The organism is Streptomyces kunmingensis (genome assembly GCF_039533535.1).
Lineage (GTDB): Bacteria > Actinomycetota > Actinomycetes > Streptomycetales > Streptomycetaceae > Streptomyces > Streptomyces kunmingensis.
Map to the genome: position 1 here is coordinate 673,512 of NZ_BAAATS010000006.1, position 13,337 is coordinate 686,848.

10 protein-coding genes are annotated in these 13,337 nt (G+C 70.6%); 2 read left to right on the forward strand and 8 right to left on the reverse strand.

Features of this window, described 5'->3' with window-relative positions; all coding sequences use genetic code 11:
• Position 1: 1 nt before the first annotated feature.
• The 8 genes from ABD366_RS11170 to ABD366_RS11205 all read right to left on the reverse strand — a co-directional run bounded on the left by ABD366_RS11170 (position 2) and on the right by ABD366_RS11205 (position 11,138).
• Complete coding sequence (locus ABD366_RS11170) at positions 2 to 2,071, reverse strand: pectinesterase family protein (protein ID WP_324773862.1); 2,070 nt, start codon at positions 2,069 to 2,071, stop codon at positions 2 to 4.
• Positions 2,072 to 2,176: 105 nt separating this feature from the next.
• Positions 2,177 to 3,262 (reverse strand): endo-1,4-beta-xylanase, encoded by a 1,086-nt coding sequence (locus ABD366_RS11175; RefSeq protein ID WP_324773860.1) that lies wholly within the window; start codon positions 3,260 to 3,262, stop codon positions 2,177 to 2,179.
• Between the two features lie 113 nt (positions 3,263 to 3,375).
• Entirely contained in the window at positions 3,376 to 5,631 is a 2,256-nt protein-coding gene (locus ABD366_RS11180) for a glycoside hydrolase family 3 N-terminal domain-containing protein (RefSeq protein WP_324773858.1), read from the reverse strand.
• Positions 5,632 to 5,691: 60 nt separating this feature from the next.
• A complete protein-coding gene (locus tag ABD366_RS11185) occupies positions 5,692 to 6,534 on the reverse strand; it encodes a carbohydrate ABC transporter permease (RefSeq protein WP_324773856.1) in 843 nt (280 codons plus the stop codon).
• Positions 6,531 to 7,541 carry a carbohydrate ABC transporter permease gene (locus ABD366_RS11190; protein WP_324773854.1) on the reverse strand — a complete coding sequence of 337 codons (1,011 nt, stop codon included), beginning with the start codon at positions 7,539 to 7,541 and terminating at the stop codon, positions 6,531 to 6,533. Before ABD366_RS11190 ends, ABD366_RS11185 begins: the two co-directional genes overlap by 4 nt.
• Positions 7,542 to 7,553: 12 nt before the next feature.
• Positions 7,554 to 8,888: an extracellular solute-binding protein gene (locus ABD366_RS11195; RefSeq protein WP_324773852.1), complete on the reverse strand. Its 1,335-nt coding sequence runs from the start codon at positions 8,886 to 8,888 to the stop codon at positions 7,554 to 7,556.
• 128 nt (positions 8,889 to 9,016) lie between these two features.
• Positions 9,017 to 10,096 (reverse strand): LacI family DNA-binding transcriptional regulator, encoded by a 1,080-nt coding sequence (locus tag ABD366_RS11200; RefSeq protein WP_344441576.1) that lies wholly within the window; start codon positions 10,094 to 10,096, stop codon positions 9,017 to 9,019.
• A 43-nt stretch (positions 10,097 to 10,139) separates the two neighbouring features.
• Positions 10,140 to 11,138 (reverse strand): acetylxylan esterase, encoded by a 999-nt coding sequence (locus ABD366_RS11205; RefSeq protein ID WP_324773874.1) that lies wholly within the window; start codon positions 11,136 to 11,138, stop codon positions 10,140 to 10,142.
• 299 nt (positions 11,139 to 11,437) lie between these two features.
• Here ABD366_RS11205 and ABD366_RS11210 point away from each other — a divergent pair, with 299 nt between their 5' ends.
• Together ABD366_RS11210 and ABD366_RS11215 are read left to right on the forward strand one after the other, a co-directional pair.
• Positions 11,438 to 12,430, forward strand: coding sequence for an ABC transporter permease (locus ABD366_RS11210; RefSeq protein ID WP_324773848.1), 993 nt, complete (start codon positions 11,438 to 11,440; stop codon positions 12,428 to 12,430).
• 8 nt (positions 12,431 to 12,438) lie between these two features.
• Positions 12,439 to 13,311 carry a carbohydrate ABC transporter permease gene (locus tag ABD366_RS11215; protein ID WP_324773872.1) on the forward strand — a complete coding sequence of 291 codons (873 nt, stop codon included), beginning with the start codon at positions 12,439 to 12,441 and terminating at the stop codon, positions 13,309 to 13,311.
• The last annotated feature ends 26 nt before the right edge of the window (positions 13,312 to 13,337 follow it).

The window sequence follows — 13,337 nt, forward strand, 5'->3', positions numbered from 1 at the left end:
CCTACCCGGCGGTCGGCGTCCAGCCGCCGAGCCAGTCGGCGACCTCCTGCCCCGCGGCCTGCGCGTCGCTCAGCTGCGGCCGGTCGGCACTCGCCGAACCCGCGCCCGCCCCGGTGTTCTTGTACTCGGCGAACCGGTCGTCCTTCCAGGAGAAGCCGCCCATGTCCGTCCACGGTGTCGACTTGATGGCCGCGCTCAGCGTCGAGTTGCGGACGGTGGCCTGCGGGTCGAGGGCCGCGTTGCCGCCCGCGTGCCAGTTGCGGCCCAGGTAGAAGCTGCCGTTGGTGACGTCACCGCTGATGGTGGTGCGGTTGATGAGGATGCCCTTGTTCGCGGCGGCGGTGCTGGGCGCCGCGACGTACCCGGCGGACGTGCCGTTCCACCGCTTCTTCAGCGTGATCACGGACTTGTCGATGACGGCGGTGGCGCCGCCGAAGATGAAATCGACGTTGCCCACGACGTAGGAGTTCGTCATGTAGACGCGCTTGCCGGAGCCGTCGACCAGCAGGGTGTCCTGGTCGCCGCTGACGATGACGCTGTCGAGGAAGACCTGGTCGGCGTTGGTGCGCAGGGCCACGGCCTGCCCGGCGATGGACTGGTTGGCGCCCTCGTCGAAGTCGTTGGTGACGCTGAGGTTGCGCAGCTGGCTGTCGGCGCCGAGGACGTGCACGGTGGCGCTGCCCGAGGTGCCGTACGTCGAACCGTCCGGCTTGGTCGACCCCGCGGCGTGCCCCTCGACGATGACGGTGTCCTTGCGACTGGAGCCCGTGCCCCGCAGGGTGACGTGCGGCTTGTTCGAGGGGATCGTCACCGTCTCGCGGTACGTGCCCGGCGCGATCAGGATGTCCACGCGCGCGGTGTTGCCCGTGGGCACGGCGTCGACGGCGGCCTGCACGGTCTTGTACTGGCCGCTGCCGTCCTTGGCGACGGTCAGCGTGGTGGCCGCCGCGGCCTTGGCCGAGACCGCGGTACCGATCGAACTCCGCGGCCCCGCACCGGACTTGAGCAGTGCCGGCACGTCGGCCGCCTTGTCGAGCGTGTACGCGTAGAAATCCTTCGGACTAAAGGCGCTGCCCCCGCTCTCGTTACGGCCGCTGGTCCCGGAGAAGACACTGCCGCGCTGCTCGATGGTGGCGGTGGCGTCCTTGGTGACGGGGTTCTTCATGCCCTGGAAGTAGCTGTTCTCCAGGACCATCCTGGTCCGGCCCCGGGAGTAGTTGCCGTAGGACGAGGTGATGGCGGTGTTCGGGTCGTCCTGGAGGTAGTTGTTGTAGAGGTGCGCGTGGGCGCAGTTGTCGGTGGACGGGTTGCGCTGCTCGGTCTCGCGGATCCAGTTGTGGTGGATGGTGATGTCGGTGACGAGGTTGTCGGTCCAGCCGATGCCGAAGGCCTTGTTGTCGTTGCTGAGCTTGTTCCAGGACACGGTCACGTTCGTGCTGTCCTTACGCACGTCGATGAGGCCGTCGGCCATGCGCCGCAGGTCGTTGTGGTCGATCCAGACGTGGTGCGCGCCGTCCATCTGGATGGCGTCGAAGTCGTGGTCCTTGTCGTTCCACGTGCCCTGGTAGGTGTCGCGGATCGTCAGATTGCGGATGATCACGTTGTGCACGCCGGTGCCGAGGAAGAAGCCGCCGCCGACGATCTGTCCCGAGGTGCCGGAGCCCACGATCGTCTTGTCGGAGGCGACCTTGATCTCCTTGCCGACCGGGCTGATGGTGATGGCTGCCGCGACGACGATGACGTAGGGCTCGCTCGCGGTCGCGTACTTCTCCAGGTCGGCGGCGGTCTTCACGGTCACGGTCCGGCCGTCGCGTCCGCCGTACGTGCCCTTCTGTCCCTGGGACTCGACGGACGCGAAGCCGTCGGCGACATCGGCGGCCCAGGCGGTGGCCTGCGCGGTGGCGGTGTCGGTGGCATCGGCGGTGGCGGCCGAGGCCCGGTCACCGCCGTCCGCGCCGAGGACGCCGCCTCCGTAGGCGAGGGCGAGGGCGGCGACCGCCGCGAGCGGCGCTCCCGCGCCGAGGACGGTGCTGCGTTTACGGTGCCGGGCCTTGCTGCGGGCGTTGTTCATCTGCGGCTGCACTCCGTCGGGGGGGTGGGGGTCGCCCGTGCCGGATGACACGGGCCGGTGTGCATGCAGTCGCCGTACGCCCCCCGAAAGGTTGCCGCCGATACGTCAGGTACCTGCCAGCGCGGAGCGGATCGCGTCGTAGGCGGGCTTGCGCCGGAGGTTCTCGTCCCAGGGGAGGGCCGCGCCCTGGCCCGGGAAGGTGGACGGGATCCACGAGTGGCCGTCGGAGTAACCCCACAGCGTGATGCCGACGCAGCGCCTCACGGCGAGGCAGGCCTCGGTCACCTGCCGGTACCAGTCGGCCTGTTGGGCCAGTTTCGTGGCGTCGTACGGCAGGATCATGCGGATGTCGAGCTCGGTGATCGCGACGTCGAGGCCGAGGTCCGCGAAGCGCTGGATGTTCTGCTCCATCTGGTACGGGAAGCCGTACTGCAGCGCCAGGTGGGCCTGCATACCGAATCCGTCGACGGGGACACGGTCGGCCTTGAGCTGCTTGATGAGCGTGTAGTACGCGTCCGACTTCGCGCCGGTGCCTTCTACGTTGTAGTCGTTGAGGTACAGCTTGACCTTGGGGTCGGCGGCGCGGGCCCAGCGCAGGGCGTCCGCGATGTAGCCGGGGCCGAGGGTCGTGTAGAAGAGGTTCTCCCGGTACGTGCCGTCCTCGTTCATGATCTCGTTGGCGACGTCCCAGGCGAAGACCTTGCCCCGGTAGTGCTTCACCACCTGGGTGATGTGGTTCTTGAGGATCGCGCGCAGTTCGTCGGCGGTCCAGGTGCCGGAGGTCAGCCAGCCCGGCAGCTGGCTGTGCCACAGCAGGGTGTGGCCGCGCAGCTTCAGGCCGTGCGCCTTGGCGTACCGGACGATCTCGTCGCCGGCCGTGAAGTCGAAGACGCCGCGCTGGGGTTCGGTGGCGTACCACTTCATGCCGTTGCCGGGGGTGGTGGAGTCGAACTCGGTGCCGAGGAGGTCCGCGTAGTCGGTGTCGGCGAGTTCGGGGTTGTCGACGGCCGAGCCGAAGTAGCGGCCGGTGCGCTCCGCCAGGTCGCCGAGCGTCGCCGTCCGGTGGTGGTGGGGGGTGTCCGCCTGGGCGGAGGGTGCCGCGGCGAGGCCGAGCAGCAGGGCCGTGGCGGCGGCGAGTCCGGCCGCTCTGACGCGGGTCCGGCGTGCGGGAGTACGCGGGGTGGATCGCATGGTGGATCTCCTCGACTCGACTGGATGGGGTCTGCCGATGGACGGCTGGGGTCTGCGGAGGGACGGCTGGGGTCTGCGGAGGCACGGCTGGGCGTGCGTGGGGCGGCCCCCGGCTACTTGACGCGCGTCTCGCACCGCAACCGGCGCTCGTGCCCGACCTCGCGCACCGGTCCCGTCAGGGTGAGCGGCACGGTGTGGTGTACGAGGGTGCTGGAGGCGGCCACGCGCAGTTCGAGGGCGCCCGGTTCGACGACGCGGCGGCCGTCGGCGCCGGTGTAGGCGGCCAGGTCCGCCGGGAACGTGGCGTGGACCTGCGCGGACTGACCCGCGTCCAGCGGGACCCGGGCGTAGCCGACGAGCCGGATCTCCGGGCGGGCGACCGTGCCCACCGGGTCGTGGAGGTAGAGCTGGACGACCTCGGTGCCGGGGCGCTCGCCCGTGTTGCGGACGGTGAGCCGGAGCGTCGTCTCGCCGTCGGTGGACAGTTCGGGGGTGTCGCACTGCGGGGCGGACCACTCGAACGTCGTGTACGACAGGCCGTGCCCGAACGGGAAGAGGGCGCTGGGGTCGACGTTGCTGGGGTCGCCGCGCAGGCCCAGCGGCGGGGCGAGGTAGGGGGCGGGCTGGCCGCCCGGGGTGCGCGGGACGCCTACGGGCAGCCGGCCCGACGGTTCGACGCGGCCGGACAGGACGCCCGCGACGGCGGAGCCGCCCTCCTGGCCGGGGAAGAAGGCCTGGACGACGGCGGCGGCCCGGTCCGCCCAGCGGCCAAGCGCGTACGGGCGGCCGCTGAGCACAACGAGCACGACCGGCGTACCGGAGGCGAACACCTCGTCGAGCAACGCGCCTTGCTCGTAGGGGAGTTGGAGGTCCTCGGCGTCACATCCCTCGCCCGACGAGCCGCGTCCGAACAGGCCCGAACGGTCGCCGACGACGGCCAGGCACACGTCGGCCGCCGCCGGATCGTCGACGAACACGGCGTCCGGCAGCTCCACGGGCAGCGCCTCGGCGAACGTCGGGACGTCGACGCCCGCGGGCAGCTCGGGGTGATTGACGCCGACGTGCCGCGGGAACGTGTAGCAGCCGAGCATGGCGGCCTGTTCGCCGGCGAGCGGTCCGACGACGGCGATACGCGGTCCGCCGGTGAGCGGCAGAACACCGGAGTCGTTGGCGAGCAGCACGACGGACTCCTGCGCGACCTTGCGCGCCAGGTCGCGCAGGTGGGGCGGGTTCAGGTCCACGGGTCCGTCGTCGACGGCGGCCGGCTCCTCGTCGGGGTCGAGGAGGCCGAGCTCGCACTTCTGTGTGAGGACGCGCAGGGCGGCCCGGTCGAGCTGCTCCTCGGGAAGGTGCTCGGCGTCGGTGAGGCAGCGGGCGATGGGGAGTTCGACGTCCACGCCGGCCGCGAGGGCGAGCCGGGCCGCGTCCGCCGCCGAACCCGCGACCTTGTGGGCGGACTCCAGGAACGAGAGGGCGAAGTAGTCCGAGACGACGGTCCCTCTGAACTGCCACTGCTCACGCAGGATGCCGGTCAGCAGGGGCACGTGGGCGTGGGCGGGCAGGCCGTCGAGGTCGTTGTAGGCGGGCATCACGGAGCGGGCGCCGCCCTCGCGCACCGCCATCTCGAACGGAGGCAGGATCACATCGGCCAGCTCGCGCGGGCCCAGCGGGGCGGGCGCGTGGTTGCGTGCGGCGCGCGAGGCGGAGTAGCCGGCGAAGTGCTTGAGGGTCGCGACGATCCCGGCCGCCTCCAGACCGCGTACGTAGGCCGTGCCGATCGTGCCCACGAGGTACGGGTCCTCGCCGATGGCCTCCTCGGTGCGGCCCCAGCGCGGATCGCGGACGACGTCGAGGACGGGGGCGAGGCCCTGGTGGATGCCGACCGCGCGCATCGACGCGCCGATGCCCTGTGCCATCTCGGTGATCAGCGCCGGGTCGAAGGTGGCGCCCCACGCGAGGGGCGTCGGGAAGACGGTGGCCTGCCAGGCGGCGAAGCCGGTCAGGCACTCCTCGTGGGCGAGGGCGGGCAGCCCGAACCGGTTCCCGGCACGGATCCGCCGCTGGAGCGCGGCCAGCCTGGCCGCGCCTTCCGTGGGTTCGAGGGGGACGGTGCCGAAGGGGCGGGTGAGGTGGCCGAGGCCGTACGGCAGCAGGGCGTCGAGGACGGCGCTGTGGGCGGCGTAGGCGTGCTGGCCCGGCGCGACCGCGGCGCTGCCGGTGTCGATCTCGGCGCCCAGCCACACGCTGGACAGCTGGGCGGTCTTCTCCTCGGTGGTCATCCGGGCGAGCAGGTCCGCCGCCCGGACGTGGGCGGGCAGGGTGGTGTCCTGCCAGGGCTCGACCAGGGAACTCCTCCAGGGCTTGACCATGGAACTCCTCGGGTGCGGGGTGGTGTGCGGCGACGGCGTCGTCAGCCGTGAAGGGGTGCGTCAGCCCTTGGTGGCGCCCGTCGTGATGCCGCCGATCAGCTGCCGTTCGGCCACCGCGTAGAAGGCGAGGGCGGGCACCATGGCGAGGACGAGGTAGGCGAAGACGCGTGCCATGTCCGTGCCGTACTGGCCCTGGAACTGCTGGACGCCGACGGGGATCGTCCACCAGGCCGGGTCGCTGAACACGAGCAGCGGCAGCAGGAAGTTGTTCCAGCTGCCGACGACGGCGAGGACCGAGACGGTGCCGAGGGCGGGGCGCGCCATCGGCAGCAGGATGCGCCGGAAGAAGCCGAACGGGGAGCAGCCGTCGAGCGTGGCCGCCTCCTCCAGTTCGCCGGGGATCGCGCGGAAGAAGCCGCGCAGGACGACGATGGTCATGGGCAGCCCGAACGCGGCCTGCGGCAGGATGACGCCCCAGGGGTTGTCGAGCAGTCCGAAGGTGCGCAGCAGCACGAACAGGGGCAGGATTGCCACGGCGAACGGGAACATCAGCCCCATCGTGAACAGGGTGAACAGCAACTCCCGTCCACGGAAGGCGAATCGGGCGAGCGCGAACGCGGCGAGGGCCGCCGCGCCGACGGTGAGCAGGGTCGTGCCGACGGCGATCAGGGTGGAGGAGCCGAGGGCCCGCCAGAACGCGCCGTCGCCGAGGAGGGCCGTATAGTTCCCGGTCACCCAGGGCGAGGGCAGCCCGAAGGCGTTGTCGGAGAGCTGGTCGGTGGATTTGAATCCGGAGACGAGCGCGTAGAGCAGCGGCGTCACCATGACCACGCCGACCAGCCACACGGTCACGTACAGCGGGACCGAGCGCAGCCGGCGGCGCGCGGCCGGGGTCGTCCTCATCGGGACGCCCGCTTCACGGTCGCTCGCACGGGGGTCGTTCGCATCGTGGTGAGGGCTCCTTCGGTGTCGCGGCGCAGCACGAAGCGCTGGTAGGCGAGGGCGAAGACGAGGCTGATGAGGAACATGGCGATGCTGATCGCGCTGGCGTAGCCGACCTGGTAGCGCTTGAAGCCGAACTGGAAGAGGGTGACGGCCATCGTCTCGGAGTGGTGGTCGGGGCCGCCCTGGGTCACCACCCACACGAGGTCGAAGAGCTGGATGGCGCCGATAACGGACAGGAAGACGCTCATCCGGATCGTCGGTCCGAGCAGCGGCAGGGTGAGGTACCGGAACCGCTGCCAGGGTCCGGCGCCGTCGATGCGGGCGGCTTCGTGCAGCTCGGCCGGGATGCCCTGGAGGCCGGCCAGGTAGAGCATCATGTGGAAGCCGAAGTACTTCCAGGTCATGACGAGGAAGAGGGTCGGCAGGACGGTGTCCTGGCCGGCGAACCAGAGTCCGCCGACGCCGTCGAGGCCGATCGCGCCGAGCACCCGGTCCGCGAGTCCGCTGTCGGGCGCGAAGATCATGCTGAACAGGACGCCGGTGACGACCTCGGACAGGACGTACGGGGCGAAGAACAGCATGCGGTAGACGGCGCGGCCGCGCAGCCGCTGGTTGAGCACGACGGCCATGGCGAGCGCGAACGGGAGTTGCAGTCCGACGGAGAGCGCGACGAGCAGCAGCCCGCGCCACAGGTCGCCGAGGAAGACCGGGTCGTCGAGCAGGCGGCTGAAGTTGTCCAGGCCCACGAAGTCCGAAGGCGCCCCGAATCCGCCCCAGTTGAAGAGGCTGACGTACAGCGCGTACAGGATCGGCGCGAGGACGAGCAGCAGGAACAGGACGAGGGCCGGGACCGTGAAGAGGACGGCGGTCAGCCAGTCGCGGGCCCGGCGGGCGAGCGGACGGGGCGCGGTGTGCACCGGGGGCACGGCGGGTGCCGGCGGCGCGGCGGTGGTCGTGTCGGTCATCTGCCGACCCGTCTACTGGCTCTTGGCGACCTGGGTGACGGAACGGGTCACCTGCTCGGGCGACTTGGAGCCGGCGATGAGCGCCGCGACCGAGTCGTTGACCTCCTGGCCGACGGCCGGAGGGTAGGCCTGGTCGAGGTAGAGCTGGAAGCCGGTGGACTTGTTCAGCATGGCCAGGACGGCCTTGAGGTTGGGGTCGGTGAGCGCGTCCTGCGCGTCCTTGTTCACCGGGATGATGCCGGTGCCCTTGACGAGGAGGCGCTCGGACTCGGCGCTGACGAAGTACTTCAGGAAGTCGACGGCCTCCTGCGGGGCGCCCTTGCGCAGGGCGTATCCCCCGCCGCCGCCGAACACGTCGGTGCCTCGGCCCTTGCCGCCCTCGACGGCGGGGAACGGGAAGAAGCCGAGGTCGTCGCCGATGCCCTTGCCCGCGGCGGCCTGTTCCCTGGGGGCCCACTGGCCCATCAGTTCCATCGCGGTCTTTCCGTTGCCCATGGTGGCGGCCTGGCCGGTCGGCGAGGAGTAGGGGGCGCCGAGGAAGCCCTTCTGGAACGGGGCGAGGTCGACGAGGTCCTCGAGGTGCTCGCCCGCCTTGACGAACGCGTCGCCGGTGAAGTCCTTGGCTTCGGCCGCCTGTTGCATGCCGTCGACACCGGCGAGGCGCATCGCCAGATACGCCCAGTAGTACATGCCGGGCCACTTCTCCTTGCCGCCGAGCGCGATCGGGGTGATCCCGGCGGCTTTCAGGGTGCGCACCGTGTCGAGGAAGGCGACCCAGGTGGTGGGCGGGGACGCGATCTTGGCCTTCTTGAAGAGCGCCTTGTTGTACCAGAAGCCGACGGCGCCGATGTCGTTCGGGACGGCGTAGGTCTTCTTGTCGAACTCGTAGGGCTCGCGGGACGCGGGCACCAGTGTGTCGATCCAGGTGCTCACGGAGTCGGTGAGGTCTTCGACGAGGCCCGCGTCGACCTGCTGCTTCAGGACGCCGCCGCCCCACGTGTGATAGACGTCCGGAAGCTTTCCGGAGCTGGTCAGGGCCGTGAGCTTCGACTTGAACGCGTCGTTCTCCAGCGTCACGACCTTGATCCGCACGTCGGGGTGCGCCGCCTCGAAGGCTTTGGCCCGGGCGTTCCAGAGGCCGCGCGCGGGCTCGGACGTCGAGATGTGCCACCACTCGACGACGGTCCGGCCCGAGCCGTCCTTGGCCCCGGAGTCGTCGGAGTCCCCGCAGGACGTGAGGACGGCGACGCCGAGCCCGGCCACGGGGACGGTGCCCAGAAATCTGCGGCGGGACAGACCTGACGCGGCACCGGACGCGGGCAGAGGAGCTCGTTCGGAGGCTGGCATGGGCGCACCTTCCGGAAGTGGACCGAAATATATCGGGAGCTGGCCACGGAAGTTACGGACGCACGAAGGGGGTGTCAACGCCCTTGACAGGAATGGCAGTTGACACCCCCCGGTGAGGCGGCGGCCCGCTACGTCCGGCGCGGAGCGGCCGTACTGGCCCTGACCACCAGCTCCGTCGCCAGCTCGACCCGGGGAGACGCGGGCTCCACCGACCGCGCCAGATCGAGCACCGACCGGGCCGCCAGCTTGCCCATGTCGGCCAGCGGTTGACGGACCGTGGTGAGCGGCGGCGCCGACCACCGCACTTCCGGAAGGTCGTCAAAGCCGACGACGCTCATGTCCTCCGGTACCCGGACGCCGCGCCGCCGCAGCGCCTCGATCGCGCCGAGCGCCATCTGGTCGCTGCTCGCGAACACCGCGGTGGGCGGTTCGGGCAGGTCGAGCAGCTGGTTGCAGCCGGTGAACCCGGACTCGTGGTAGAAGTCGCCGGGCACGATCAGGGCGTCATCCACCGGCACACCCGCCACATCCAGGGCGGCCCGGTAGCCGTCGAGCCGGGCCCGTGAACAGAGCAGCCGTGGCGGCCCCTCGATGAAGCCGATCCGCCGGTGCCCGAGGGCGATCAGGTGCTGCGTCGCGGCCATCCCGCCCGCCCAGTTGGCGGCGCCGACGGTCGGCGCCTCGGTGGCGGGCGAACCGGCCGGGTCGATCACCACCAACGGCACGCCCAGGCGCCGCAGTTCGTCGTGGAGGCCCGGTTCCAGGACCGACGTCACGAGGATCACGCCGTCCGAGGCGCGGGCCCGCAGATTGGTCATCCACTGCCGCGCGGCTCCCGCCCGGTCGTGTATCGCGGAGACCACGGTGCCGACGCCCGCGTCGTGCGCGACCTCCTCGACCCCGCGGATGATCTCGACCGCCCAGGGACTGTCGAGGTCGTTGAAGACCAGGTCGAGCAGGGCCGCCCGGTCGCCGGGCGCGGGCGGCCGGCGCCGGTAGCCGTGCCGGTGCAGCAGCTCCTCCACGCGGGCGCGGGTGGCCGGTGAGACGTCGGAACGCCCGTTGACGACCCGCGAGACGGTCGGTACGGACACCCCGGCCTCCCGCGCGATCTCGGTGATCGTCACCTTGGCCGGCCCGTCCGGGCTCCGCGTGGCTGCCTTGCGCTGGGCGCCTTCCCGGGCCACGTTCCCCACCTCCGTCGACATGTGTGCCCGGAAGATCTCCGGGGGCTTTCCGGAAAACCGTAAGTCATACGGCCGCGGACTCCAGAATCCCGCGCAGCCACGCCAGTTGGCGCCGCACGTGCACCGCGTCGCCGCCCTCGTGCCCGTTGAACGGGTAGGCGTGGATCTCCCGCTCGGGGTCCTGTCCGGTCAGCTCGCCGTAGCGGTGGTATGCCGCGAAGGCCCCGCTGGGCGGGCAGACCGTGTCCCGCAGGCCGACACCGAAGTGGGCGGGCGCCTGTGCACGACGCGCGAACGAGGCGCCCTCGACGTACGAGAGCGTGCGGTACGCGGCGCTCTCCGCGCCCCGGTGCACCGCGAGGTAGGCGGCGATCTCCCCGTAGGGCCCGGCGTCGGTGAGGTCGAGCGCGCGCCGGATGCCGCACAGCAGCGGCGCCGTGACCAGGGCCGCCGCGAGATCCGGAACGAGTCCGGCGACGGCTAGGGCCACTCCCCCGCCCTGGCTGTTGCCGGCCGCGGCGACCCGGTCGCGGTCGACGCCCGGCAGTGCTCGCAGCGCGGCGACCGCGCACACCGCGTCGGTGATCAGACGCCGGTAGTGGTGGTCGTACGGGTCGAGCAGTCCGCGCACGATCGGGCCCGGGCCGCCGGGCGCCTGGGCATGCGGGTCGGGGGTGGCGCCGCCGTTGCCGTACTGGTCGCCCTGGCCGCGGTTGTCCATGAGCAGATGCGCGTAGCCCGCGTTCGCCCAGGTGAGGCGCTCGTGCGGGAGTCCGCGGCCGCGGCCGTACCCGGCGAACTCGACGACGCCCGGCAGGAGTTGAGGCGCCCCGGCCGGGCGGCTGTACCAGGCGTGGACCGGGTCGCCCGCGAAGCCGCGGAAGGTGACGTCCCAGCTCTCGACGAGGCGCAGCCCGTTGTCGGCGGGGCGGGCGCGGATCAGCGGTTCGGGGTGCTCGGCGGCGTGCAGCGTGGCGGCCCAGAAGGCGTCGAAGTCGGCTGGTTCGTCGAGTTCGGGTCGATGGCGCCGCAGAGCGTCCAGGGGCAGGTCGAAGGCGGGCACAGGCACCTCACAGACGGAGCAGGGGTCAACTCCCGTTGCTGCGGGCCCCATTGACAGGGGTCGGGAGCGGCTTCTAGGTTGCGGCGACGTTACCGGAAGATTCCCGGAAGTTCTCGGCCACGCTTCTGCCTGCTTCTGCTTGCCTCGGCCATGCTTCTGCTTGCTTCGGCCATGCTTCTGCCCGGCGAGGGCCCCGCGACCCGGCCCGGGTTCTGCCACCCTGCCCGGGCCCCGCCCCCGGCCCGCCCCCGGCCCGGGCCCGGCTGCCTCTGTCCCGCCCGTGTGACGAAAGGCCCTGCATGAGCTCCTCCACCATGACGGGCAAGCGGCCCCGTCCCGGCACCTCCCAGGACCCGCCGCGCGCGCGACGCGAGCGGCTGCCGTCCGGCCGCCGCCCCTGGCGCCAGGCGCTGCGCCGGGACTGGCAGTTGTACTCGCTCGCCGTGCTGCCGATCCTGTTCTTCCTGGTGTTCCGCTACCTGCCCATGATCGGCAACGTGATCGCCTTCCGTCGCTTCGAGCCGGGCGGCTCGATCCTCGGCGAGGAGTGGGTGGGCCTGCGCTATGTGCGGATGTTCCTCAGCGACCCCACGTTCTGGCAGGTCTTCCGGAACACGCTGTGGATGGGGCTGCTGACCCTGCTGTTCTGCTTCCCGGTGCCGATCGTCCTGGCGCTGCTGCTGAACGAGGTGCGGCGCCGCTCGCTGAAGCGGTTCGTGCAGTCGGTCTCGTATCTGCCGCACTTCCTGTCGATCGTGATCGTCGCGGGCATCACGATGCAGATGCTGGCCACGGACGGGCCGGTCAACCATCTGCTCACGGCGTTCGGCCACGATCCGATCCGGTTCATCCAGGAACCCGGCTGGTTCCGGACGATCTATGTCGGCTCGGAGGTCTGGCAGACGGCCGGCTGGGGCACGATCCTCTATCTCGCCGCGCTGAGCACGATCGACGAGGACCTGTACGAGGCGGCCCGGATCGACGGCGCTAACCGCTGGCAGCAGACCTGGCACGTCACCCTGCCCGGCATCCGCCCGACCATGATGACGCTGCTGATCCTCAACATCGGTACGTTCATGGCGGTCGGCTTCGAGAAGATCCTGCTCCTCTACAACGCGCTGACGTACTCGAAGGCCGACGTCATCTCGACGTACCTGTACCGCACCGGTGTCGAGTCGAACTCGTTCAGCTACGCCGCCGCCATCGGGCTCTTCGAGGCGGTCATCGGCCTCGTCCTGATCACCTCGGCGAACCAGCTGTCGCGCAGGAGCGTGGGGACGAGCCTGTGGTGAGCGCTTCCGTGCACCGGCCGGGCCGCGGCTACCGGATCTTCCAGGGCGCCAACGGGGTGATCCTCACCCTGGTCGTGGCCGTGACGCTCTATCCGTTCCTCACCATCATCGCCCGCTCCTTCAGCGGGGAGCGGCAGATCCGGGCGGGCGAGGTGACCCTGTGGCCGAAGGGCTTCAACCTCACCACGTACAAGATCGTCTTCCAGGACGACGTGTTCTGGCGCAGCTACGGCAACACCGTCCTCTACACCGTGGTGTCCACCGCCGTCGCCATGGTCCTCACGACGATCTACGCGTACGTCCTGTCGAAGAAGGAACTGCGCGGTCGCGGCCTGCTGGTCGGCGTCGCCGTGTTCACCATGTTCTTCACCGGCGGGCTGATCCCCAACTACGTACTGATCACCGGCCTCGGCATGAAGGACTCGATCTGGGCGATCGCCCTGCCGAACGCCATCAGCGTCTTCAATCTCCTCGTGATGAAGGCCTTCTTCGAGAATCTGCCGACCGAGCTGGAGGAGGCCGCGCAGATCGACGGCCTGAGCACGTACGGGATCCTGCTGCGGATCGTGCTGCCGCTGTCGAAGGCGGTCATCGCGACGATGGTGCTCTTCTACTCGGTGTCGTTCTGGAACTCCTGGTTCTCGGCGTTCCTCTACATGGACAGGACCGAGCTGATGCCGGTCACCGTCTATCTGCGCAACCTCATCGCGGGCGCCACCACGGGCGGCAACGCCGGCGCCGCGACCGATCAGCTCTCGCAGGCTGCCGCGAACATCCAGTCGGTGACCATCGTGCTCACGGCGCTGCCGATCCTCGCCCTCTACCCCTTCGTGCAGCGGTACTTCGTCTCGGGCGTGATGCTCGGCGCGGTCAAGGGCTGACCCCCAGCAACAGGCGTTCCTTACAA

What these genes read in the sequence shown, in the direction of transcription:
- ABD366_RS11170 (WP_324773862.1), bottom strand. Translation starts at nt 2,071, where the DNA reads ATGAACAACGCCCGCAGCAAGGCCCGGCACCGTAAACGCAGCACCGTC.
- ABD366_RS11175 (WP_324773860.1), bottom strand. Translation starts at nt 3,262, where the DNA reads ATGCGATCCACCCCGCGTACTCCCGCACGCCGGACCCGCGTCAGAGCG.
- ABD366_RS11180 (WP_324773858.1), bottom strand. Translation starts at nt 5,631, where the DNA reads ATGGTCAAGCCCTGGAGGAGTTCCCTGGTCGAGCCCTGGCAGGACACC.
- ABD366_RS11185 (WP_324773856.1), bottom strand. Translation starts at nt 6,534, where the DNA reads ATGAGGACGACCCCGGCCGCGCGCCGCCGGCTGCGCTCGGTCCCGCTG.
- ABD366_RS11190 (WP_324773854.1), bottom strand. Translation starts at nt 7,541, where the DNA reads ATGACCGACACGACCACCGCCGCGCCGCCGGCACCCGCCGTGCCCCCG.
- ABD366_RS11195 (WP_324773852.1), bottom strand. Translation starts at nt 8,888, where the DNA reads ATGCCAGCCTCCGAACGAGCTCCTCTGCCCGCGTCCGGTGCCGCGTCA.
- ABD366_RS11200 (WP_344441576.1), bottom strand. Translation starts at nt 10,096, where the DNA reads ATGTCGACGGAGGTGGGGAACGTGGCCCGGGAAGGCGCCCAGCGCAAG.
- ABD366_RS11210 (WP_324773848.1), top strand. Translation starts at nt 11,438, where the DNA reads ATGAGCTCCTCCACCATGACGGGCAAGCGGCCCCGTCCCGGCACCTCC.